Raw genomic sequence first — 22,855 nt, 5'->3', positions numbered from 1 at the left:
CCATGAACGCGAGCGCCAACAAGAAACTGCTGCAGGATATCTTTGCCGCGGCCGCCAATCCCGATCCCGCCGCGCGCGACCGCGCCCTGTTCAGCGCAAGTCTCGCCGACGACGCCAAATGGGTCGTCACCGGGCAATATTCCTGGTCGCGCACCTTTGCCGGCAAGGACGCGATCCTCAAAGATCTGCACGGCTATGTCCGCACGCGCCTGCGCGACCGCACGCGGACCGTCGCCCATCGCTTCATCGCCGATGGCGACATCGTGGTGGTCGAAGCCAAGGGAGATAACGTCACGCCCGAGGGTGTGCGTTACGACAACGATTATTGCCTCGTGTTTCGCCTGGAGGACGGCAAGATCAAGGAGATTCGCGAGTACTGCGACTCCATGCTGACCGAGAAGGCGCTCGGCCCGTTTCCGCAAGCCTCCGCGAGGGCAGCGAGCTGACCGGATTGGACCAGGTCGCGTCCACCGGCCGCTCCTGTTCGCCACGGCCCGCGATGTTTGTGCGAGCCTGTCGGACGCTGCTGGAACTCCTGCAGACCCGGCACGAGCGGTCTCGGATCCGCTGCCAGCTCGCGGCCATGACCGAACGCGAGCTTCAGGATTTCGGGATGTCCCGGAGCGAGATCGAGCACGAGCTCAGAAGGACGGTTCGGCGGAAATGAACGGAGTGGACCCCCCATGTCTCGCCTCTCGCGGTGCCAAGGCCGGCGGAACTATTGCGTGCCGCCGGCGTTCCCTCGGTTGCCGGGCGCGCCGCGCCCGCGGCAACCTGCGTTCTCGGGAATTTCATGCTGGCTGGGGCTTCGGACGTTTCAACGCAGGTAGGCCGCAGCTTCTCCGGACTGCGCGAACGACTAAGAGACGCAACGTCGGCCGCGCACCGCGACCTCGACGCGCAGCTGTCGGCGTTCGAGCTGGCCGAGCTCTCCGGCTATCGGCGCTTTCTGCAAGCCAGCGCCGGCGCCTTGCTGCCGCTCGAGTCGGCACTCGTCGAGGCCGACGTCAGCAGGGCTTTCCCGGACTGGCCGGAGCGGTCGCGAAGCGTGGCAATCCTGGCTGATCTCGAGCGCCTCGGCAGCGCGGTGCCGAGGCTGGTGTCCGTACCCCCACTGACGCGCAGCGGCGTTGTGGGCACGATGTATGTGCTCGAAGGCTCCCGTCTCGGGGCAAAATTCCTGCTGAAGATGGTCGCGGATTCCGCCGATCCGCGCATCCGCGAAGCTGTCGCCTATCTCAGTCACGGCACCGGCAGGCGGCTCTGGCAGAGTTTCCTGGCGAAGCTTGCAACCAACGAGTGCTGGGACGAAGACGAGGCAATCGAGGCGGCCCGCATCGCCTTCGCCGCATTCGAGCAGGCGGCGGACCGGGCATGAACCAGGCCGTCAATCTCACCAATTGCGACCGCGAGCCGATCCACATTCCCGGCAGTGTGCAGCCGTTTGGCTTCCTGCTGGCCGTGCTCTCGGATTTCACGATCTGCATGGCCTCGGATAACGTCGGGAGCTTTCTTGGAACGGATGTTGCCGACCTGCTGCAGCGGCCGCTGTCGGGCGTGATCTCCGAGGCGGCGGTCGAAACGATCCGCAGCCGGGTCGATCATCTCGGCGGTCCGGATGCGACCGAGCGCCTGTTCGGCGTCGAGCTGCAGCCCGGCAAGCCACCCTTTGATCTTTCGATCCATCTCTCCGGCGTCTATCTGATCGTCGAGGCGGAGCCGAGCGTCCACGAGCCCGGCGTCAATTCCGGCGAGCTCGTGCGCTTGATGCTCGAACGGATCCGCAAGACGCGCGGAATGGCCGATCTTGCGCGCGAGGCGGCGCGTCAGCTTAAGGTGCTGACCGGCTTCGACCGCGTCATGGTCTATCAGTTTCACCCGGACGGGTCTGGCGAGGTGATCGCCGAGACGGCGGAGTCCGGGCTCGAATCCTTTTTCGGTCTGCGTTACCCCGCCTCCGACATCCCAAGGCAGGCGCGCGCGCTCTATCAGCGCAACTGGCTGCGCATCATAGCCGACGTCGACGCGCGGCCTGCCGCGCTGATGTCCACGGCCACGCATAATGCGGGACTGCTCGACCTGTCGATGAGCGTGCTGCGCTCGGTGTCGCCGATCCACATCGAATATCTGCGCAACATGGGCGTTGCCGCCTCCATGTCGGTGTCGATCCTGCGCGACGGCAAGCTGTGGGGTCTGTTTGCCTGCCACCATTATTCGCCGCGTTACATTTCGTTCGACAAACGCACGGCCTCCGAGCTGTTCGGTCAGATGTTCTCGTGGATCGTGGAAGGCCGCGAGCGCGAGGGTGACGTCGCCTATGAGGCCCGCGCGCATCAGGTCCAGGAGCGATTGATCGAGATCGCGGCCTCGCACGACCACAGCCGGCGGGCGATCGTCGATTTCCTGGGCGACTACCGCAAGATGATCGAGTGCGACGGCGTCGCAGTCTGGTCCGATAATACCATCGCGCTCGAGGGCGAGACCCCGACCGAAGACGAGGTGAAGGATCTCGTCGCCTTCATCAACCGGACTTCGCCGGGCCGGATCTTCGCCAGCGCCGAGATCGCCCAGGTCTACGCCGCCGGCCAGGCCTTCCGTGACCGCGCGGCGGGCTTTCTCGCCATCCCGATCTCGCGGACCCCGCGCGATTGCCTGATCTTCTTCCGCCGCGAAGTCACGCGATCGGTGAAATGGGCCGCCGATCCCAACAAGGTCTACGACGAAGGGCCGCATGGGCCGCGTCTGACCCCGCGCAAGAGCTTCGAGCTATGGCAGGAAACGGTGGCGGGGCAGTCGAAGCCGTGGTCGGCGGCCGATATCCGCATCGCCGAGAGCCTGCGCGTCACGCTGCTGGAGGTGATCCTGCAACTGTCCGACCTCGCCGCGCGCGAGCGCCGCGGGGCACAGGAGCGGCAGGAACTGATGATCGCCGAGCTCAATCATCGCGTCCGCAACATCCTGAGCCTCGTGCGCGCCCTGGTGGCGCAGAGCAAGGAGACTGCGACCGGCATCGAGGAGTTCGCCAGCGTGCTCGGCGGCCGCATCCAGGCCCTCGCGCGCGCCCACGACCAGATCACGAACCTGAACTGGGCACCCGTCGCGCTCCGCACCCTGGTCGAGTCCGAGGCCGGCGCCTATCTCGGTGCGCGCGCAGACCGGGTGAAGATGGGCGGTCCGGACGTCGCGCTCGATCCAAAGGCGTTCGCGACGCTGGCGCTCGTCGTTCATGAGATGATGACCAATTCCGCCAAGTACGGCGCGCTTGCCGATTCCACCGGCAGTGTCGAGGTGGTCTGGCGCCTCGACCCGTCTTCCAGCCTCGTCATCGAGTGGAAGGAGAGCGGCGGTCCGCCCGTGCAGCCGCCGTCGCGGCGCGGCTTCGGCACCACCATCATCGAGCGGTCGGTGCCGTTCGATCTCAAGGGCGATGCCGAGATCCGTTTCGACCTCCTGGGCGTCCAGGCGAAGTTCGTCATTCCGCCCAACTTCGTCCAGCTCGTCCCATCCATCGCGGGAGCCGCCATGCGTATCGAGGAGCAGCAATCTGCCCGTCCACGGATTTCCGACACGGCCCTGATCGTGGAGGACAACCTGATCATCGCGATGGCCGCGGAGGTCATCCTGCTCGACCTCGGCGCCCGCCACGTCGACACCGCCGCAACCGTCGACCAGGCACTGCGCTCGATCGAGCGTTCGCGGCCGAGCTTTGCTCTGCTCGATCTCAATCTCGGCAGCGAGAGCAGCATCAAGGTGGCGCAGAAGCTAAAGGAGATCGGGGTGCCCTTCATCTTCGCGACCGGCTATGGCGAGCGCGCGCCGATCCCCGAGCAATTGGCCTCCGCGCCGGTGGTCCAGAAGCCCTACACGCTGGAAGTGGTCGAAAATGCACTCGGCAAATTGCAGCAGGCCGGCGCCCAATAGGCATTCCCTGACGAACAGCATGCATCGGCGTGCATGGCACAGCGGATTCGCATGCGGCTTTGCATAGCTGCCGACAAAATCGGCAGATTTGGTGCGGGTCGAGATCGGGCGCGCGAGGAATTTGAAGGTTCAATTAAGAAGTGTCCCCCATTGTGTCGCGGTGCAGCGTAGGCCGCCAGGGGCGCGGCGTGCGGCTGTCGGAGTGGCCGTGACGATCGCCGGAGTCGTTCGGCCCCTCGAATTCACATGCATCTGGGTGGACAGTGGGAATGCCGAAATTTCGTTTGCGGATCAGGGGGCGCCTGTACGCAGGCTTCATGGCCCTGGTGGCGGTCGGTCTCGTGATGGCGGTGGTTGCCGTCTGGAATTTGCGGGACGTGCAGGATCAGGTCGCAAGACAATCCGCCCTCTCGGACAGCACGGCGCGGGTGCTGGAAATATCGGCCCATCTGCAGGCGATTCAGCGGGCCAATTTGCGCTACGTCTACGACGGCAACGAGTCCGCAATGAAGGAAGCGCAAGAGCGCGAGACCGCGGCGAGCGAGCTGCTCCGGGTCGGCGCTCAGGGGGCGCTCTCCGAGGAGCGGCGCGCGCTCTACAACGGCCTGATCGACGAGATCGCGAAAATGCGACGCCTGCGTGACAATCTCGGCGACGCCGTCAACGAGACGAGAACGGGCAAGGCGACGCTGCTGCCGAGTGGCGAGGACCTTGCCACCAAGACGAACAAGCTCGTCGACGTGGCGCGCGCCGCCGTCGATGAAGATACCGCTTCCCTCGTCGCCGATCTCGAATCCCGAATCCTGCTCGTGAGGATCGTAAATTGGCGTTTTCTGGCCCTTCGCGATGCGCAGGGCCCTGCGACCTTCAGGGCGAGCATCGACAGGGCATTACAACGGCTCGGGGCACTCGAAAAGAGCCCGCAGGCGGCGGCGTTGCGCGCCACGCTGGCGCCGGTGAAGACCTCGCTTGAAACCTACAAGACGGCGTTCGAGACGACCTCCGCAGCGATGCTTAAAGCGGACGAGATCTACCACAAGAGCCTCGCGCCCCTCATCGTCGACAGCATCGGCAAGCTCAAGGTGGCGGAAACGACGCTGAAGGAGGACTACCAGGCATCGCGCACCACCGCCGAGGCCGTGATCGCGGGAACGACGACCGTGCAGGAGATCGCCGGCGGCCTCGCCATCCTGTTCGGAGGCATCGTCGCCTTCCTCATCGCCCGCAGCATCGTCGGTCCGCTGACCTCGATGACGCAGGCGATGGGGCGGCTTGCCGGCGGCAATCTCGAGGTCGAGATTCCCGGCCGCGGCAGGGTCGACGAGATCGGCGACATGGCCAAGGCGATCCAGGTCTTCAAGGACAACATGATCGAGACCGAGAGCATGCGCGCCGAGCAGGCCGAACTCGAGGCGCGGCAGGCCGAGAACCGCAGGAAAGACATGGCCAGGCTCGCCGATCAGTTCGAGCAGGCCGTCGGCGAGATCGTCAACACGGTGTCGTCGGCATCGGGCGAGCTCGAAGCCTCCGCCGGCACGTTGACGACGACTGCCGCGCGCGCCCAGGACCTCTCGACGGAGGTCGCCAGCGCTTCGCAGGAGGCCTCGGCCAATGTGCAGGCGGTCGCCTCTGCGACCGAGGAGCTCTCCTCCTCGGTCTCCGAGATCGCCCGCCAGGTGCAGGAATCCGCCCGCATCGCCACCGAGGCTGTCGGTCAGGCGAGCCGGACCAACGAGCGCGTCGGCGCGCTCTCCAAGGCCGCCGCGCGGATCGGCGACGTGGTCGAGCTGATCAGCACCATTGCCGGCCAGACCAACCTCTTGGCGCTGAACGCCACGATCGAGGCGGCGCGCGCGGGCGAAGCCGGCCGCGGCTTTGCCGTGGTCGCTACCGAGGTCAAGGCGCTCGCCGAGCAGACGGCAAGGGCCACCGGCGAGATCGCCCAGCAGGTCTCCGGCATCCAGGCCGCGACCGAGGAGTCGGTCGGCTCGATCCGGGAGATCAGCGGCACCATCGAGCGGCTGTCGGAGATCGCCTCGACGGTCGCCGCGGCCGTGGAGCAGCAGGGCGCGGCGACGCAGGAGATCTCCCGCAACGTCCAGCAGGCGGCCCAGGGCACCCAGCTCGTCTCGTCCAACATCGGCGACGTGCAGCGCGGCGCCTCCGAGACCGGCTCGGCCTCCTCGCAGGTGTTGTCGGCGGCGCGCTCGCTGTCGGCCGACAGCAATCGGTTGAAGCAGGAAGTCGCCAAGTTCCTGAGCTCGGTCCACGCTGCCTGACGTCTTGAAAGCAAGAGGCCACGCGCATGCGCGTGGCCTCGAACAGCGGCGCGATCAAGCCACCTTGGTCGTCATGTGCTTGAACATGTTGGCTCGCGCTTCGTCGTCCATCTCGGCCTTGAAGGTGAACTTGTCCTTCAGGGCGATGGCACGCGCCGCCGCCGGGCGCGCCGAGATCTCGTCGACCAGCCGCTTCACGTTCGGGTATCGCGCAAAGGCGTCGTCGCCGAGCTTGAACGGCACCATCCGCGCCCAGCCCCACAGCGCCATGTCGACGATCGAATAGCTGTCGCCGACCATGTAGCGGCGGTCCTTCAGGTGAGCGTCGAGGATCTTGTAGTGGCGGTCGGTCTCGTACTGATAGCGGTTGTTGGCGTAGTCGTGGTTCTGGTCCTTCGGCGCAAAATGCTTGAAGTGCACGGCCTGACCCGAAAACGGCCCGACGCCGCTCGCGACGAACATCAGCCAGGACAAGAGCTCGGCGCGGTTGGAGGGGAGGAATTTGCCGGTCTTCTCGGCGAGATAGAGCAGGATGGCGTTCGAATCGAACACGATGGTGCCGCCATCGTCGATCGCCGGCACCTTGCCGTTCGGATTGATCTTGAGGAATTCCGGCGTGAATTGCTCGCCTTTGCGGGTGTCGATCTTCACCGGCTCGAACGGCAGGCCGGATTCTTCGAGATAGAGCGCGACCTTGGTCGGGTTCGGTGATCCATTGAAATAGAACTTGAGCATCAAGCATCTCCCCGGTGTCTATATTGCCGCGCGCGGCCGCGGCCTCGTTGGGCGAGCCTGTCTTGCCTGAACCTCGCCCGAGAGAGCAACCGGCGAGTTTGCCGGGCGGTGTCTGCGCGGTACGCAGATCAGGCGGCGTAACAGAGGCCGATTGCCGCCGCAACGACCATGGCCGCGCCCACGGCTTCCAGCCGCAGGCCGAGCCGCGCGGCGAGATGCATGTCCGAGGCCCGCGCCGCGCGCTCCGACCCGCGCGCATAGCCGTGAACGATGACGTCGTGGTTGAAATTGTCGTGCGCCTCGTTGCTGCTGGCGAGCCCGACGCAGATCACGAGCACACCGAACAGCGCCAGGCCGAAGAATCCGAGCAGCGCGATCAGGAACATCGGAAACATGCCGATCAGGAAGATCGGCAGCAGCGGCACCAGCAGCAATGTCTCGGACTGTCGTCGCATGGGAGCAGGCCGGTCAGGACGGAGGCTGATGGGGGCGAGTCTAGTCCTGGTTGGCGCGGCTTTCAACTCACGCGGACGTCATTCCGGGGCGCGCGAAGCGCGAGCCCGGAATCCATTGGGCGGCATGGGACGCTGTTGGATGGATTCCGGGCTCGCGCGCTTTGCGCGCGCCCCGGAATGACTTAGGAGAGGAAACTACTCCGCCGCCATTCCCGCGCGGATCTCGGCGCGGAGCTCGTCGATCAGCTTGAGGCCCTTCTTGGTCTCGACGTGCCAGAAGGTCCAGCCGTTGCAGGCCTGCGCGCCTTGCGCCACCGCGCCGATGCGGTGGATCGAGCCGACCTTGTCGCCAAGCATGATGGCGCCGTCGGCGCGCACCAATGCGCCCAGCTTCTTCTTGGCGTCGAACAGCTTGGTGCCGGGCATGATCATGCCGCGCTCGATCAGCTCGGAGAACGCAACGCGCGGCGCCTCGCGCGCGGTCATGAACGGGGCAAGGCTCTCTTCCGGCAACGGCTCGACCTTGGCAATGCGCGCCTCGGCCGCCTTGGCGTAGGTCTTGTCGCGCTCGAAGCCGACATAGGAGCGGCCGAGGCGCTTGGCGACCGCGCCGGTGGTGCCGGTGCCGTTGAACGGGTCGATGACGAGATCGCCGGGCTTGGACGAGGACAGCAGCACGCGCGCCAGCAGGCCTTCCGGCTTCTGCGTCGGATGCACTTTCTTGCCGTCGGCGCCCTTGAGGCGCTCCTCGCCGGTGCAGAGCGGGATCAGCCAGTCGGACCGCGCCTGCACGTCCTCGTTGGCCGCTTTCAGCGCCTCGTAGTTGAACGTGTAGCCCTTGGCTTTTTCGTCACGCGCGGCCCAGATCATGGTTTCGTGCGCGTTGGTGAAGCGGCGGCCGCGGAAATTCGGCATCGGATTGGTCTTGCGCCAGACGATGTCGTTCAGCAGCCAGAAGCCGAGGTCCTGCATGATGGCGCCGACGCGGAAGATGTTGTGATAGGAGCCGATCACCCAGATAGTCGCCGACGGCTTCATGGCGCGGCGTGCGGCGAGCAGCCAGGCGCGGGTGAAGTCGTCGTAGGCGGCAAACGAATCGAACTTGTCCCAGTCGTCGTTGACGGCATCGACATGGGATTCGTCGGGGCGCTTGAGGTCGCCCTTGAGCTGCAGATTGTAGGGCGGATCGGCGAACACCAGGTCGACGCTGCCTGCCTGCAGCTTCGACATCTCGGCGACGCAATCACCGACGATGATGCGATGCGAAGGGGACTCAAAATTTGTGCGGGGCGCCCTTGCAGACGCCCCGCGACGCGACTCTACCATGACTCAAGAACTCTGACTCAGGCGACGCTGTCGGCGACGCGGGACCAAACAACCGACTGCCCGTTACATTGAAGGGGCAAAGTAAAAATCGACTTAACCCGCCGCTTTCGTAAGCACTCCCCGCATGATCGTTCGCGCACAAATTGTTGCGCGCATTCGCCTTGTTTTACAGTGTATTTCGCGATTGCGCGGCTCGCGGGATCGATCGTGGCGGGAAAAAGGCTGTAAATTTCTCTCGGAAAAAACTGCTCGGCCCTCGGAAAAATTTGCTGGCATCGACAGGCTGTCGCACTAGGCAATTTTTGCCGGCCACGATATTGATAAAAGCAACGGAAATTTTACGTATGTGGCGCGTTGAGCTTTCGCGTTTCTGTGCGCCGTCGAAACTTAGATCAGGGACCCCAGAGGAAAGGCCGCCATGCGCTACGATGACTTCCGCCGCAGCGACGACATCGAGGATCGTCGCGACGAAGGTGGTGGCTTTGGCGGAGGCGGAGGCGGCGGGTTCGGCCTGCCGATGGGCGGTGGCGGGCTTGGCATCGGCACCATCATCATCCTCGGCCTGGTCGGCTACGCCTTCGGCATCGATCCCCGCATCCTGATCGGCGGCGCCGAGATCCTCTCCGGCGGCGGCCATGCGCCGACCTATCAGACCGATCGTCAGGCCTCCTCCGGCAAGCGCGGCGCGCCGACCGACGAGATGGGCAGCATGATCTCCGGCATCCTCGGCGAGCTCGACGATCGCTGGAGCGAGATCTTCCAGGCCAACGGCCAGTCGTACACCGGTCCGAAGATCGTGCTGTTCCGCAACGCCACCAATGGCGGCCGCTGCGGCATGGCGCAGTCGGCCATGGGGCCGTTCTATTGTCCGCCCGATCGGACCATCTTCCTCGACACCGCCTTCTTCCGCGAGGTCGAGACCCGCTTTCGCGGCTGCTCCGGCAAGTCGGCGTGCAATTTCACCACCGCCTACATCATCGCGCACGAGGTCGGCCATCACATCCAGAACCTGCTCGGCATCATTCCGCGCGTGACGCGGCTGCAGCAGCAGGTCGGCTCGAAGGCCGAGGCCAATGCGCTCCAGGTCAAGGTGGAGTTGCAGGCCGATTGTCTGTCCGGCGTCTGGGTCAACCGTGAGGCGAAGAAGCGTCCGAACTTCCTCGAGCCCGGCGACATCGAGGCCGCGCTGACCACGGCAAGCGCGATCGGCGACGACACGCTGCAACGCCAGGCCACCGGCCGTGTGGTACCCGACTCCTTCACCCACGGCTCGGCGGCGCAGCGCAAGCAATGGTTCATGATCGGGTACCAGCAGGGCACGGTCCAGGCCTGCAACACGTTCGGTGCGGGGGCGTTGTAACGCGTCAGCCCCGGAACGACGAGCGAGGGTGAAGAATGGCCTCCATCGACGAATCCAAACAATTCATCCCGCTCAACATTGCGGTGCTCACGGTGTCCGACACGCGCGCGCTTGCGGACGACAAGTCCGGTCAGACCCTCGCCGATCGTCTCACCGCTGCGGGTCATCATCTCGCCGCGCGCGAGATCGTCACCGATGATGTCGAGGCGATCCGCGCCGTGATCCGCCGCTGGATCGCCGATAGCGGCATCGACGTCGTCATCACCACCGGCGGCACCGGCTTTACCGGGCGCGACGTCACGCCCGACGCGATCGAGCCGCTGTTCGAGAAGCGCATGGACGGCTTCTCGATCGCCTTCCACATGCTGAGCCACGCCAAGATCGGGGCGTCGACGATCCAGAGTCGCGCCACCGCCGGCGTGGCGGGCGCGACCTACATCTTCTGCCTGCCGGGCTCGCCCGGCGCCTGCCGCGACGGCTGGGACGGCATCCTGGCGGCTCAGCTCGACTACCGCACGCGCCCCTGCAATTTCGTCGAGATCATGCCGCGGCTGGACGAGCATCTGCGCCGGCCGAAAGCGCAGGGCGCGACGGTGTGAGTTCTTGCTTTTCTTCCCTTCACCCCTTGTGGGAGAAGGTGGCGCGAAGCGCCGGATGAGGGGTTCTCTCCGCGCGCACCAATGCTTGTGGAGACATACCCCTCACCCAAGCGAGCTTGCATTTGCCAGTTGACATGCTCTCTCCCGCAAGGGGAGAGGGCGCAGCAACGCGCCCTCGCTCGCTGCGAGATCAGAGATCCAGCTCCCACGTCTCGCCGACCAGGTCGGCACCGAAGCTGTGATGCGGCTCCGTCGCGACCAGCTTGAATCCCGCGCTTTGATAAATCCCGCGCGCAGCCACCAAAATGCTCTGCGTCCACAGCGTCATCTTGCCGTAGCCGCGCTCGCGGGCGCCCTGGATGCATTGCTCGACGAGGGCGCGGCCGACGCCGAGGCCCCGTGCTTTCTTCTCCACCTGCAACAGGCGCAGTTTGGCGATATCGTCCGTGGCCTTGACCAGGAACACCGAGCCGACCGGCTCGCCACCGGCCTCCGCGATCCAGCAGTGCTCGCGCGCGGCGTCGTAATTCCTGATGAACTGTGCGCAGATCTCGGCGACCAGCGCCTCGTAACTGATGTCCCAATTGTAGTCCGCAGCATAGGCGGCGCCCTGGCGGGAGATCACCCAGCCCATGTCGCCGACGCGATGGCTGCGCAGCATGAAAGAAGCGGGCGGGCTTCGGCGTTGCTCCAGCACGGCCTCGATCGTGGCCATCGCCTGCGTGAGCCGGGTCGCATCGCCAGGCGAAAGCTGAGCCAGCATCGCGGCGACCTCGTTTTGCGAGTTCAGGTTCAGCTTGGCGAAAGCCTGCCGGCCTTTGGCGGTCAGGCTGAGCTGGTACTGCCTGCGGTCCGCGGGCAGCGGCTTTCGCGTGATCAGCCCCTTCTCGTCGAAGCTCTGGACGATGCGGCTGAGATAGCCGGGATCGAGACCGAGCTCGTGTCCGATCTCTTTTGCGGCAAGGTCGTCGCGATGGGCGAGCTCGTAGAGCACCCGCGCCTCGCTGAGCGAGAATGGACTCTTGCCGAGGTGCTGGTCGAGCACACCGAGCTTGCGGGTGTAGAAGCGGTTGAAGGCGCGAACCGCTGCGACGTGGTCGCCGGCAGCCTGTTCGGCCACGGCGCTTGACGGCAAAGCTTTCGATAGCATGGGATCACCTCGATATTTGCCATTGTCAATTAATTGATTGACGTTGGCAAGTATCTCGGCGCTTCAGCCGACCATGACAATCCGGCTGCGCAGCATGGTCCGGGACGACCGGCCGAGCCGCCGGAGCAGCCGCGCCTCGGAATGCCGGGCGTGGGGCGGGTATCCGCCGATCCGGTCGTAATGATCGCGCGCGATCAGCAGCCCTTGATCGCCGAGCGGACCGACGAGCCTGCGCGCCACCGCCCAGAGGACGTCGCGCACTGCGGTATTTGCGTAGGGCGAGCGGGCATAGCGGAACACCGCGGCACGATCCCGGCCGCTGGTGGCGACGGCCTGGATGAACTGGGTGGTTTCCTCGATCCAGCCGGTTTCCAGCACAGCGCCGGCAGGCAGGAACATCAGCCAGGGCGATCGGGCCTGGAGCGCGCCGGCGGCGAGCGCAGCGCCTTGCGAATGCCCTTCGAAGCCGATGAAACGGCAGCCCGCGACGTCGGCAACGCGCTCGATAACGCCGTTGCGCGTGCCGTCGACCAGAAGCACTTCCCGGATTACGCCGGCTGTGGCGCCGGGCACCAGCGCGGCCAGGGTTGCGACCGCCGTCTGCTCGACACCTTCGGTCGGAATGATGACGCTCAGCATGATTGAGGCTTCAGTTTCCGCACTTCGGGAGAAGCGTAGCGTTGCATGATGTTGTCATAAACCCGTCGCGCTGCCGAGTGCAACTTTCGGAAGGGGCTTCGGCGTGCGATGGTAAACTGCCGCGAGTTCATCGCGGCCAGATGTGCCAGGCGCGGCTGGTAATATTGCCGAATGTTTCGGCACAAGCCGATCCTGACGGTATTAACCCCGAATGCTTCGTGGCGACGTTTCGCTGCCCGGGAGAGACTTTGCATGAACGCCGATCACCTCGCCGTTGGCACCGCGCCAACATCGCCGAAGCAGGAGGCCGCGCCGACCTTGCGGATCCGGGCGCTGATGCTGGGCGACCGCATCAACGCGTCTGGCCTCGAGATCGGCACGCTGGTGTCCTCGACGCCGGCCGCCTTCCGCGTTCATGCCGGCCTTGCCGTGATCTTTCGCTACGGCGTCGTCGTGCTGATCGGGCTGTTGCCGTCGGAGGAGAAGGTCCTCGTCGACAACCTGAGATCGCGCGTGACCGGAGAGTTCAGCCCCTACGAGGAGGAGATCGCGCAGGCGCAGCTCTGCAACGAGGAAGCCGGCGAGACGATCCAGCCGGGCGGGCCGATCTGCCTCGCCAAGTTCTCCGACGACCGGCTGCTGCTGGTTGCGGACGCACTCGCCAAGAGCACGTCGCTGGCGCGCGACGAGCGGCGCGTCGCCGCGGTCTTCGACGTCATCGAGCCGTTTGCACGGGAGCTCGCCGAGCGCGGTCGCACGCCGCAACGGCGCAAGGGTATCCTGCAATTGATCGGCAACGCGCTGCTGGTGCAGCAGCGGGTCGCCGGCCGCGTCGCCGTCGCCGAGAAGCCCGACGTGCTCTGGGAGAAGCCCGAGCTCGACCGGCTCTATTCGCGCCTGGAGGACGAATACGAACTGAAGGAGCGCCTCGACACGCTCGAGCGCAAGCTCGCCGCGGTGTCGGAGACCGCCAACGCGCTGACCGATATCATCGACACCCAGCGCTCGCTCCGCCTGGAGATCGCCGTCGTGGTGCTGATCCTGATCGAGGTCGCGATGGGGACTTTTCAGCTCCTGACCGGCCGCGGTCACTAAGCATGATGAGATCAGGTTTGATTGCTATAACGTAAGTGCACTCCCTCTTCCGCTTGCGGAGAGGGTGTTTTCGCAACGGGATAACGCCCTAGATCAGAGCCGCGCAATGGCGCGCGATCATCATCTCTTCGTTGGTGGGAATGACGAAGACCTCGACCATGCTGCCGCTGCCGTTGATGCGCTCGCGCGCGGCATCGTTGCGTGCGGCGTCGATGCGCACGCCCATCCAGGAGAGACGCTCGCCGATCGCGCCGCGGATCTCCTTGGCATGCTCGCCGATGCCGCCGGTGAAGATCAGGCAGTCCAGGCCGCCGAGCGTGGCCGCCATCATCGCGACCTGCTGCGCCGCACGGAAGGTGAAGATATCCACGGCTTCACGCGCCGCGGCCTCGCGGCTCGCCAGCAGCGTGCGCATGTCGGCGGATATCCCTGAGACGCCGAACAGGCCTGACTCGTGATAGAGCAGGTGCTGGACATTCTCGACCGACATGTTCTCGTGCTGTTGCAGATAGAGCAGCACGCCCGGATCGATCGCACCGCAGCGCGTGCCCATCACGAGGCCGTCGAGCGGCGTCAGCCCCATCGTGGTGTCGATGCTGTGGCCATCGCGCAGGGCGCAGAGGCTGGCGCCATTGCCGAGATGCGCGATGACAGTGCGCTTGGCCACGAGCTCCGGCGCGATCTCGGCCAGGCGTCCCGCGACATATTCGAACGAGAGGCCGTGAAAGCCGTACCGCCTGACGCCACGCGCCTCGAATCGCCGGGGAATGGCGAAGCGGCTCGCCGGCGGCGCGAGGCCGTGGTGGAAGGCGGTGTCGAAGCACGCGATCTGCGTCAGCTCGGGCCGGATCGCCGCGAGCGTTCGCGCCGGCGCGAGGCAGCGCGGCTGGTGCAGCGGCGCCAGCGGCGTCAAGGCCTCCAGTTTCGCAATGATGTCGTCTGTCAGGACCTCCGGGCCTGAATAATCCGGCCCGCCGTGGACGATGCGATGGCCGATGGCCCGCAGGCTGCGTCCACCGAACCGGTCCTCGATGAAGGTGAGTACGTCCGCGAACAGATGGCCGCCGGCTGCCGCCGGCGCCTGCTTGCTTGTCTCGAACAGGTCTTCGCCCCTGGGGCCCTTCACCACCAGCCGGGGTTTGGCCTCGTGCTCGTCCAGCAGGCCCTTGCAGAGCAGGGCGGGCTCGGCCGCCGCGACATCGAACAGGCCGAACTTGATGCTCGACGATCCCGAGTTGAGGACGAGGACCGTGTCCGACATCGCTAATCGCCGGCCTCGGCCGGCGTGTTGCCGCCGGCGCTGTTTTGCCAGACCCAGTCACGAATCTCAGGCATGTCTTCACCGTGCTCGCGGACATAACGGGAGTGTTCGATCAGTCTGTCGCGGAATTGCTGCTTCACCTGAGCGGCCTTGGTCGCCAGTCCCGGCACGCGTTCGATCGCCTCGATCGCGAGGTGGTAGCGGTCGAGTTCGTTGAGCACGACCATGTCGAAGGGCGTCGTCGTGGTGCCCTCCTCGGCAAAGCCGCGCACATGCATGCCGGCATGGTTGGTGCGATTATAGGTCAGCCGGTGAATGAGATAGGGATAGCCGTGATAGGCAAAGATCACAGGCTTGTCGCGCGTGAACAGGCTGTCGAAGTCGCGGTCGGACAGGCCGTGCGGATGCTGCTCCCTCGGCTGCAGCGTCATGAGGTCGACGACGTTGACGACGCGGATCTTCAAGTCCGGCAGCGCCTTGCGTAGGAGGTCGACGGCAGCGAGCGTCTCCAGCGTCGGCACGTCGCCGGCGCAGGCCATGACGACGTCGGGCTCGCCCTTTCCGTCCTCCGTGCCCGCCCAGGTCCAGATGCCGATGCCGGCATCGCAATGCGTCGCCGCGTCCTGCATCGACAGCCATTGCGGCGCCGGCTGCTTGCCGGCGACGATTACGTTGATGCGGTTATAGGTGCGCAGGCAGTGGTCGGCGATCCAGAGCAGCGTGTTGGCATCCGGCGGGAAGTAGATGCGGACGATGTCGGCCTTCTTGTTGGCGACGAGATCGACGAAACCGGGGTCCTGATGGCTGAAGCCGTTATGGTCCTGGCGCCAGACATGCGAGGTCAGCAGATAATTGAGCGAGGCGATCGGACGCCGCCACGGCAGCTCCCGCGTCACCTTCAGCCATTTGGCGTGCTGGTTGAACATGGAATCCACGATGTGGATGAAGGCCTCGTAGCAGGAGAAGAAGCCGTGCCGTCCGGTGAGCAGATAGCCCTCCAGCCAGCCCTGGCAGAGATGCTCGCTCAGCACCTCCATGACGCGGCCGTCCTGGGCGAGGTGCACGTCGTAAGGCTCGGTGGGCTCCATCCAGACGCGTTCGGTGGCTTCGAACACGGCGTCGAGCCGGTTCGATGCCGTCTCGTCCGGGCCCATGATGCGGAAGTTGCGCTCCTTCGCGTTGAGGCGGATGACATCGCGCAGGAATTTGCCGAGCTCGCGCGTCGCTTCCGCAACGACTTCGCCGGGCTGCGTCACCTCGATCGCGAAGCTGCGGAAGTCGGGCAGCTTCAGCTCCTTCTTCAGCACGCCGCCATTGGCATGCGGATTGGCGCCCATGCGCCTGACGCCTTCGGGCGCAAGCGCCTGAAGCTCGGCAACGAGCGCGCCGTTGCCATCGAACAGCTTTTCCGGCTCGTAACTGCGCATCCAGTCTTCGAGCACCTTGAGATGCTCCGGGTTCTCGCGGCAGCCTGCGACTGGTACCTGATGCGCGCGCCAGAAGCCCTCCACCTTCTTGCCGTCGACCTCCTTCGGGCCGGTCCAGCCCTTGGGGCTGCGCAGCACGATCATCGGCCAGCGCGGCCGCTCGACGCTTGTGCGGCCGTCGCGGGCATGCTGCTGGATCGAGCGGATGCTGGCGAATGCAACGTCGAGCGCATCGGCCATGGCCTGGTGCATCAATTTGGGATCGTCGCCGCTGACGAACAGCGGCTCATGGCCGAACCCGCGGAAGAGGTCGCGGATCTCCGCGTCCTGCATCCGCCCGAGCACGGTGGGGCCCGCGATCTTGTAGCCGTTGAGATGCAGGATCGGCAGCACTGCGCCGTCATGGGCGGGGTTCAGGAACTTGTTGGAGTGCCAGGACGCAGCGAGCGGGCCGGTCTCGGCCTCGCCGTCGCCGACCACGCAGGCGACAATCAAATCCGGGTTGTCGAATGCGGCGCCATAGGCGTGCACCAGCGCATAGCCGAGCTCGCCGCCCTCGTGGATCGAGCCCGGCGTTTCCGGCGCCGCGTGGCTCGGGATGCCGCCGGGGAAGGAGAACTGCCTGAACAGCTTGCGCAATCCGTCCGCATCGCGCGCAATATCGGGATAGATCTCGCTGTAGCTGCCTTCGAGATAAGTGTTGGCGACCATGCCCGGACCTCCATGGCCGGGACCGCAGACATAGATCACGCTGACATCGAGCGCCCGGATGACGCGGTTGAGATGGGCATAGATGAAGTTCAGCCCCGGCGTCGTGCCCCAATGTCCGAGCAGACGCGGCTTGATGTGCTCGGGCCGCAGCGGCTCGCGCAGCAGCGGATTGTCGAGCAGGTAGATTTGCCCGACCGAGAGGTAGTTGGCGGCGCGCCAATAGCGATCGAGCAGATCGAGGTCGCTGCTCGCTTCGGCCGTTTTTTGTTGGATTGTCATGTTCCTGCCGACCTTCACTTCGCGATCGTCACCAACCCGGTTCCGGGGCGATCGATCCGTCGGGCATGAAACGGGATGGTCGTGACGGCCGTGTTGCGTGAGGTCAAAGGCAGGCGCGCGAAGTTTGGGCAGCTCTACTGTGCATGGGGTTGTTTTCACGTTTTTGGTTTGTGTTCTTGATTTGTTCCTATGTCGTGCTATCTTGGCTGCATGAGTCCAGCATCCTCTCATGCTCTCAAGCACCCGCCGGTCACGGCGCCCTCCGAGCCGGCGGGTGCGCCTTCAGATTTCCCCGAGCTTGGCGTCGCCATCGACCGCGCGCGACGGCGAGGGCGGGGCGCGCAGTCCAACGCCAGCGGCCGTTACGAGGCCGAGGCGCGGGTCGCTTTCGACGACGGCTGGCAGAGCCTGGACGAGCTGCCGCCGTTCAAGACGAGTGTCGCCGTCGACACCTCGCGCAAGGTGATCACCCGCAACGATTCCCCCGACATCGGTTTCGACCGCTCGATCAATCCCTATCGCGGCTGCGAGCACGGCTGCGTCTATTGCTTCGCGCGGCCGACCCACGCCTATCTCGGCCTGTCGCCGGGGCTCGACTTCGAGTCAAAACTGTTCGTGAAGCCCGAGGCGCCTTCGCTGCTCGAGAAGGAGCTTGCGGCTCCCGGCTACGAGCCGCGGATGATCGCGATCGGCACCAACACCGATCCCTACCAGCCGATCGAGCGCGAGCGCAAAATCATGCGCGGCATTTTGGAAGTGCTGGAGCGCGCAGGGCATCCCGTCGGCATCGTCACCAAGTCGGCGCTGGTGCTGCGCGACATCGACATTCTCCAGCGGATGGCCAAGCGCAACCTCACCAAGGTCGCGATCTCGGTCACCTCGCTCGATCCGAAGCTGGCGCGCACCATGGAGCCGCGGGCCGCGACGCCGCCGAAACGGCTGGAGGCGCTGAAGCAGCTCTCGGACGCCGGCATTCCCACCACGGTAATGGTCGCGCCCGTGATCCCCGCACTGAACGATTCCGAGATCGAGCGCATCCTCGATGCCGCCGCCCATGCCGGGGTCAAGGAAGCCGCCTATGTGCTGCTGCGGCTGCCGCTGGAGGTGCGCGATCTCTTCCGCGAATGGCTGATGGCGAACTATCCGGACCGCTATCGCCACGTCTTCACCCTGATCCGAGACATGCGCGGCGGGCGCGACTACGACGCCAAATGGGGCGAGCGGATGAAGGGCACCGGACCGATGGCCTGGACCATCGGCCGCCGCTTCGAGATCGCCTGCGAGCGACTCGGCCTCAACAAGCGGCGCTCCAAGCTGACCATTGATCACTTTGCGCGGCCGAAGCGGAACGGTGATCAGCTCAGCCTGTTTTGAGCGGACACGTGCAAGAGGTGTCGCATGCTCAAGGAACTCACCGTGCCGGTGCCGCGGCTGACCGTCATCACGCTCGGTGTGAACGACATCCGCGCCAGCATCGCCTTCTACGACGCGCTCGGTTTCTCGCGCCGGCTGAAGGAGACCGGCGAGGCGGTTGCGTTCTACGACACCGGCGGTCCGGTGCTAGCGCTTTATCACTGGGATCGGCTCGCGGCGGACGCGTCCTTGGAGGACCAGCCGAGGCCCACGACCTTTCGCGGCATGACGCTTGCCTGGAATTGCGTGACCCGCGAGGAGGTCGACGAGGTGCTGGCATTCGCCGTCGAGAAGGGGGCCACCTTGCTGAAGGCGGCGCACGCGACCGATTACGGCGGCTATTGCGGCTATTTTGCCGATCCCGATGCACATGTCTGGGAAGTCGTGGTCGCACCCGGCATCGAGGTGGGCGAGGACCGGCGGGTGCATCTGGCGGAGTAGGGCGGCTGGCCTGAATAACGGGAATATCCTGGGTTCCCGGTTGCGCTGGCGAAGCCCCCTGGCGCACGATCCCGGCCATGATTCGGGACCCCTCCGCCAAGACCCCAGCCAAAGCCGCGCCGAAGAAAAAGGCCCCGCCGAAGGCTGTGCCCGCCAAGGGGGCAAAGATATCTGCGGCCGATGCTGCGAAGGTTCCTGCCGGTAGGAAAGGCATCATTGCCGTTGCTGCCCCCAGCTTCCGCCGCGAGCGCGTGCTGATCAAGCGCGGCGTCTGGCCGGTCGCGGGCTGCGACGAGGCTGGCCGCGGCCCGCTCGCAGGCCCCGTGGTGGCCGCCGCGGTGATTCTCGATCCCGACCGGATTCCCCGCGGCATCGACGATTCCAAGCGCCTGACCGCCGAGGAGCGCGAAAAGCTGTTCGACAAGATCTGCGCCACCGCGCAGGTCTCGGTCGCCGTCGCCTCGCCGGCGCGAATCGACCGCGACAACATCCTGCGCGCCTCGCTGTGGGCGCTGAAGCGCGCCGTGGTGGCCCTGCCCGAGGCGCCCAGGCACGTCTTCGTCGACGGCCGCGACCGGCTCGACACCGCATGCGACTGCGAGGCCGTGATCGGCGGCGACGGTATCGTGCTGTCGATCGCCGCGGCCTCCATCGTCGCCAAGGTCACCCGGGACCGGCTGATGTGCGCGCTGGCGCAGGACTGCCCGGGCTACGGCTTCGAGCAGCACAAGGGCTACGCCGTGCCAGAGCATCTCGACGCGCTTGATCGCCTCGGCCCTTCCATCCACCACCGCAGCTTCTTCGCTCCCGTCGCCGCCGCCCGCGCCAAGCACATGCCCTGGACCGTCGAGCCGGTGCACGACCTGTTCTCGGTGACTGAGGTCGAGGTGGAGGCGAGAGTCGAGATCGACGCTTCCGTAAATCTCTAGCGATCCTCCTACAGCTTTCCCATCCGTCATGGCCGGGCTTGACCCGGCCACCCACGTCTTACCAGCGGCACGAAGAACGTGGATGCCCGGGACAAGCCCGGGCATGACGAACTGCGGCGGTTGCCACAACCCGTGACGCCCTTTATCAAAACAGACGTGAGCGAATAGGGCCGGCTGGACGGGTTGGCTGCACCTTCGGACGTTGCATGCGGTTTACCTCCCTGGTCATCGAGCTCATTCGCGCCCGGCCGCGGCTGATCGTTTGGATTGCGGTGCTGCTGCAGGCTGCGATGTGGCTGTTCGTGGCGCTGGTGTTCTACCGCAGCCCGCCCGGCACTCTCGCGACCCTTCTGGCCTTCGGCAGGGAATACCAGGTCGGCACCGATCTCGGCCCGCCGCTTGCCATCTGGCTCGCCGACATCGCCTATCGCGCCGCCGGCGGCCACATGCTCGGCGTCTATGTGCTCGCCCAGCTCTGCGAGATCGCGACCTTCATCGCGCTCTATCATCTCTCCCGTGCCGTGGTCGGCTCGCAGCAGGCGGTGCTCGCCGTGCTCCTGACCATGACGGTGCTGGCCTTCTCCTCGTCCGCGCTGGACTTCGGTCCGCTGATCCTGGCACGGCCGCTCTGGGCGCTCTTGCTGCTGCACTCCTGGCAGATCATCGGCCAGCGCCGCGGTAATGCCTGGTTCGCCTGGTCGATCGAAGCCGGCCTCCTGCTGCTGACGACGCCCGCCGCGATCTTCCTGCTGCTGCTGATCGTTGTCTTCGCGGTTACGACCGGCGGCGGCCGCCGGACGCTGCGCGGGCTCGATCCGCTGTTCGCGCTAATCGTCGTCGCCGTGCTGGCGCTGCCCTATGCGGTCTTTCTGATGCGGGCCGAGACGCTGGCGCTGCCGGCCTTGCCGCCAGTCGCCGAGCTCAACGACCGCGCGCTGCATGCGGTCTGGCTGCTCGGCGGCCTCGTGCTCGGGGCGGCGGCGATCCCGGCGCTGACCTTTCTCAACACCGGAATGTTCGCCGGCAAGGGCGAGGAGCCGCCGATCATCTACCGCCCGCCGGTCGAGCCGCTCGCGCGCAACTTCGTCTATTTCTTCGCGTTCGCTCTGCCGCTCGGCGCAGTGCTGATCTCCGGCCTGCTGGGGCTCGATTCCGTCGTCGGCGGCCCCGGCGTCGTGCTGATCATGACGGGGCTCGCCGTGGTCGTCGCGGCCGGCGATCTCATCGCGATGCGCCGCGCGCGCATGCTGCGCATCGTCTGGGCCGCCGCCGTTGCCGCGCCCGCCGCCGGCGTGGTGCTTGCCGTCCTGTTCCTGCCCTGGACGGGCACTAGCGAAATTGCGACCTCGATGCCGGCGCGCGCGATCTCGGACTTCTTCGACGAGAGCTTCGCCCGCCGCACCAACCATCGCCTGCGCGCCGTCGCCGGCGAGACCCAGCTCGCTAGCCTGATCGCGCTGCATTCCGGCCGGCCGCATTTGTTCATCGACGCCGCCCCCGCGCGGACGCCGTGGATGAGCCAGACCAAGTTCAGCGAGACCGGCGGCGTCGTGGTCTGGCGCGCCTCCGATACCGCGGGCACGCCGCCGCCGGAGATCCTCAAGCGCTTTCCCGGCATCGTGCCGGAAGTCCCGCGCGCCTTCGAATGGCTGGTGACCGGCCGCCAGCAGCTGTTGCGCATCGGCTGGGCCATCGTGCGGCCGAAGGGGACGTAGGTCGGTGTCATTCCGGGGCGCGGCGAAGCCGCGAGCTCGGAATCCATTCATCCACCAACTCTGCCGCTCGATGGATTCCGGGCTCTCGCTTCGCGAGCCCCGGAATGACGGCGTGGGCGTCGTTACACGGCGCCCTGCGCCAGCGCCTTCGCAATCGCCCGCAGATCCTGCCAGGCCAGCCGCTTGTAGGCCGGCGAGCGCAAGAGATAGGCCGGGTGAAACGTCGGCAGCGCGCGGATCACGCGCTGGCCGGTGTCGTAGTCGAACCAGCGCCCGCGCGTGCGCATGATGCCTTCGCGCGTCGACAGCAGCGTCTGCGTCGAAGGATTGCCGAGCGTCACCAGCACGTCGGGGTTCACCAGCTCGATCTGGCGCTGGATGAAGGGCAGGCAGATTTGCGTCTCCTGCGGCGTCGGCGTGCGGTTGCCGGGCGGCCGCCAGGGAATGACGTTGGCGATGTAGGCGGTGGTGCGGTTGAGGCCGATGGCTCCGATCATCAGATCGAGCAGCTTGCCGCTGCGCCCGACGAAAGGCAGTCCCTCGATGTCCTCGTCGCGGCCCGGCGCCTCGCCGACGAACATGATGCGCGCCTGCGGGTTGCCATCGGCAAACACCAGCCGCGTCGCGGTGTGCTTCAACGCGCAGCCCTCGAAATTCTGCATCAGCTCGCGCAGCGCCTCCAGGGTCGGCGCGGTGCGTGCAGCCTCGCGTGCCGAGGCGATGGCGACGTCCGGTGCAGGCGCGGCTTCGCCGCGCATGACCGCGGGCGCGGCGACCGGCCGCGGCGCTTCGGCTGGCGGGGCCGCGCGCGGGCTGGGTGGCGGCGCATCGATTTCCGCCAGGCGGTCTATCGGTTCCTCCGCGAGCGCGCAGTCGACACCGGCCTCCAGATAGAAGGCGAGCAGCTCTCGGACGGTGGGTGCGGGTTCGGGGATCATGGGAAAGAATGACTTTTATAGCATAGCGTTTTCAAGCGAGGTGGACACCGGTTCGCGTGAAGAAAACGCGTTAAGAAATGATCGGGACCTCCCGGTTCTGGCGTACCAGAACCGGGGGTGGTCCCGTTTGGGCGGCCTTGCATCCCGCGGAACGCGATTCCGAGGTTGTCCTACCCGGAAAA

General features: G+C 65.9%; 20 protein-coding genes. 12 read left to right on the top strand and 8 right to left on the bottom strand.

The genetic code is table 11. The annotated features are described in order from the left end of the window. Positions 1 to 2: 2 nt before the first annotated feature. The 5 genes from I6F24_RS35425 (at position 3) to I6F24_RS35405 (ending at position 6,200) form a co-directional block, all read left to right on the top strand. Positions 3 to 446 (top strand): nuclear transport factor 2 family protein, encoded by a 444-nt coding sequence (locus I6F24_RS35425; protein ID WP_225150223.1) that lies wholly within the window; start codon positions 3 to 5, stop codon positions 444 to 446. Between the two features lie 53 nt (positions 447 to 499). Continuing rightward, entirely contained in the window at positions 500 to 667 is a 168-nt protein-coding gene (locus I6F24_RS37720) for a DUF1127 domain-containing protein (RefSeq protein WP_225150684.1), read from the top strand. Positions 668 to 721: 54 nt separating this feature from the next. After that, a complete protein-coding gene (locus I6F24_RS35415; protein WP_346656948.1) occupies positions 722 to 1,378 on the top strand; it encodes a biliverdin-producing heme oxygenase in 657 nt (218 codons plus the stop codon). Next, entirely contained in the window at positions 1,375 to 3,921 is a 2,547-nt protein-coding gene (locus tag I6F24_RS35410; protein WP_225150225.1) for an HWE histidine kinase domain-containing protein, read from the top strand. The genes I6F24_RS35415 and I6F24_RS35410 overlap by 4 nt, the downstream gene beginning before the upstream one ends. A 269-nt stretch (positions 3,922 to 4,190) precedes the next feature. Further along, complete coding sequence (locus I6F24_RS35405) at positions 4,191 to 6,200, top strand: methyl-accepting chemotaxis protein (RefSeq protein ID WP_225150227.1); 2,010 nt, start codon at positions 4,191 to 4,193, stop codon at positions 6,198 to 6,200. Between the two features lie 54 nt (positions 6,201 to 6,254). On the opposite strand, the gene I6F24_RS35400 is transcribed toward I6F24_RS35405, so the two are convergent. From I6F24_RS35400 to I6F24_RS35390, 3 genes are all read right to left on the bottom strand, one after another. Further along, entirely contained in the window at positions 6,255 to 6,935 is a 681-nt protein-coding gene (locus I6F24_RS35400; RefSeq protein ID WP_225150229.1) for a glutathione S-transferase family protein, read from the bottom strand. Between the two features lie 128 nt (positions 6,936 to 7,063). After that, positions 7,064 to 7,390: a hypothetical protein gene (locus I6F24_RS35395; protein WP_036006310.1), complete on the bottom strand. Its 327-nt coding sequence runs from the start codon at positions 7,388 to 7,390 to the stop codon at positions 7,064 to 7,066. Between the two features lie 195 nt (positions 7,391 to 7,585). After that, positions 7,586 to 8,716: a site-specific DNA-methyltransferase gene (locus I6F24_RS35390; RefSeq protein WP_036006312.1), complete on the bottom strand. Its 1,131-nt coding sequence runs from the start codon at positions 8,714 to 8,716 to the stop codon at positions 7,586 to 7,588. A 418-nt stretch (positions 8,717 to 9,134) separates the two neighbouring features. On the opposite strand from I6F24_RS35390, the gene I6F24_RS35385 reads away from it, so the two are divergent. Both I6F24_RS35385 and moaB read left to right on the top strand, forming a co-directional pair. Beyond that, positions 9,135 to 10,076 carry a neutral zinc metallopeptidase gene (locus I6F24_RS35385; protein ID WP_036006315.1) on the top strand — a complete coding sequence of 314 codons (942 nt, stop codon included), beginning with the start codon at positions 9,135 to 9,137 and terminating at the stop codon, positions 10,074 to 10,076. A gap of 35 nt (positions 10,077 to 10,111) precedes the next feature. Continuing rightward, entirely contained in the window at positions 10,112 to 10,675 is a 564-nt protein-coding gene (moaB, locus tag I6F24_RS35380) for a molybdenum cofactor biosynthesis protein B (RefSeq protein ID WP_225150231.1), read from the top strand. 190 nt (positions 10,676 to 10,865) lie between these two features. Here the strand turns inward: moaB and I6F24_RS35375 are convergent, their stop codons facing one another. Then, positions 10,866 to 11,825: a helix-turn-helix domain-containing GNAT family N-acetyltransferase gene (locus I6F24_RS35375; protein WP_225150233.1), complete on the bottom strand. Its 960-nt coding sequence runs from the start codon at positions 11,823 to 11,825 to the stop codon at positions 10,866 to 10,868. 63 nt (positions 11,826 to 11,888) lie between these two features. Then, positions 11,889 to 12,464 carry a glycosyl transferase gene (locus tag I6F24_RS35370; protein WP_128263049.1) on the bottom strand — a complete coding sequence of 192 codons (576 nt, stop codon included), beginning with the start codon at positions 12,462 to 12,464 and terminating at the stop codon, positions 11,889 to 11,891. 252 nt (positions 12,465 to 12,716) lie between these two features. Here I6F24_RS35370 and I6F24_RS35365 point away from each other — a divergent pair, with 252 nt between their 5' ends. Then, entirely contained in the window at positions 12,717 to 13,559 is an 843-nt protein-coding gene (locus tag I6F24_RS35365; RefSeq protein WP_036024879.1) for an RMD1 family protein, read from the top strand. A gap of 88 nt (positions 13,560 to 13,647) precedes the next feature. Here the strand turns inward: I6F24_RS35365 and I6F24_RS35360 are convergent, their stop codons facing one another. Together I6F24_RS35360 and I6F24_RS35355 are read right to left on the bottom strand one after the other, a co-directional pair. Next, the gene (locus tag I6F24_RS35360) at positions 13,648 to 14,820 is read right to left on the bottom strand and encodes an acetate/propionate family kinase (RefSeq protein WP_225150235.1); all 1,173 of its coding nucleotides are present in this window, start codon (positions 14,818 to 14,820) and stop codon (positions 13,648 to 13,650) included. A 2-nt stretch (positions 14,821 to 14,822) separates the two neighbouring features. Beyond that, positions 14,823 to 17,237 (bottom strand): phosphoketolase family protein, encoded by a 2,415-nt coding sequence (locus I6F24_RS35355; protein WP_225150236.1) that lies wholly within the window; start codon positions 17,235 to 17,237, stop codon positions 14,823 to 14,825. A gap of 210 nt (positions 17,238 to 17,447) precedes the next feature. On the opposite strand from I6F24_RS35355, the gene I6F24_RS35350 reads away from it, so the two are divergent. The 4 genes from I6F24_RS35350 to I6F24_RS35335 all read left to right on the top strand — a co-directional run bounded on the left by I6F24_RS35350 (position 17,448) and on the right by I6F24_RS35335 (position 21,735). Next, positions 17,448 to 18,611 carry a PA0069 family radical SAM protein gene (locus I6F24_RS35350; protein WP_225150238.1) on the top strand — a complete coding sequence of 388 codons (1,164 nt, stop codon included), beginning with the start codon at positions 17,448 to 17,450 and terminating at the stop codon, positions 18,609 to 18,611. A gap of 24 nt (positions 18,612 to 18,635) precedes the next feature. Next, positions 18,636 to 19,091, top strand: a complete 456-nt coding sequence (locus I6F24_RS35345) for a VOC family protein (RefSeq protein WP_036024884.1) — start codon at positions 18,636 to 18,638, stop codon at positions 19,089 to 19,091. A 77-nt stretch (positions 19,092 to 19,168) separates the two neighbouring features. Then, the gene (locus tag I6F24_RS35340) at positions 19,169 to 20,020 is read left to right on the top strand and encodes a ribonuclease HII (protein ID WP_225150240.1); all 852 of its coding nucleotides are present in this window, start codon (positions 19,169 to 19,171) and stop codon (positions 20,018 to 20,020) included. Between the two features lie 206 nt (positions 20,021 to 20,226). Continuing rightward, positions 20,227 to 21,735, top strand: a complete 1,509-nt coding sequence (locus tag I6F24_RS35335) for a glycosyltransferase family 39 protein (RefSeq protein WP_225150242.1) — start codon at positions 20,227 to 20,229, stop codon at positions 21,733 to 21,735. A 122-nt stretch (positions 21,736 to 21,857) separates the two neighbouring features. Here I6F24_RS35335 and I6F24_RS35330 read toward each other — a convergent pair whose 3' ends face one another. Continuing rightward, on the bottom strand, positions 21,858 to 22,673 hold the full coding sequence (locus tag I6F24_RS35330; RefSeq protein WP_225141528.1) for a uracil-DNA glycosylase: 816 nt from the start codon (positions 22,671 to 22,673) through the stop codon (positions 21,858 to 21,860). Positions 22,674 to 22,855: the final 182 nt, after the last annotated feature.

Source organism: Bradyrhizobium sp. BRP23, assembly GCF_020194135.1.
In the GTDB taxonomy this organism is placed as follows: Bacteria; Pseudomonadota; Alphaproteobacteria; order Rhizobiales; family Xanthobacteraceae; genus Bradyrhizobium; species Bradyrhizobium yuanmingense.
Note: the sequence above shows the minus strand (reverse complement) of the source record. Positions and strands in the feature narration are given on the sequence as shown.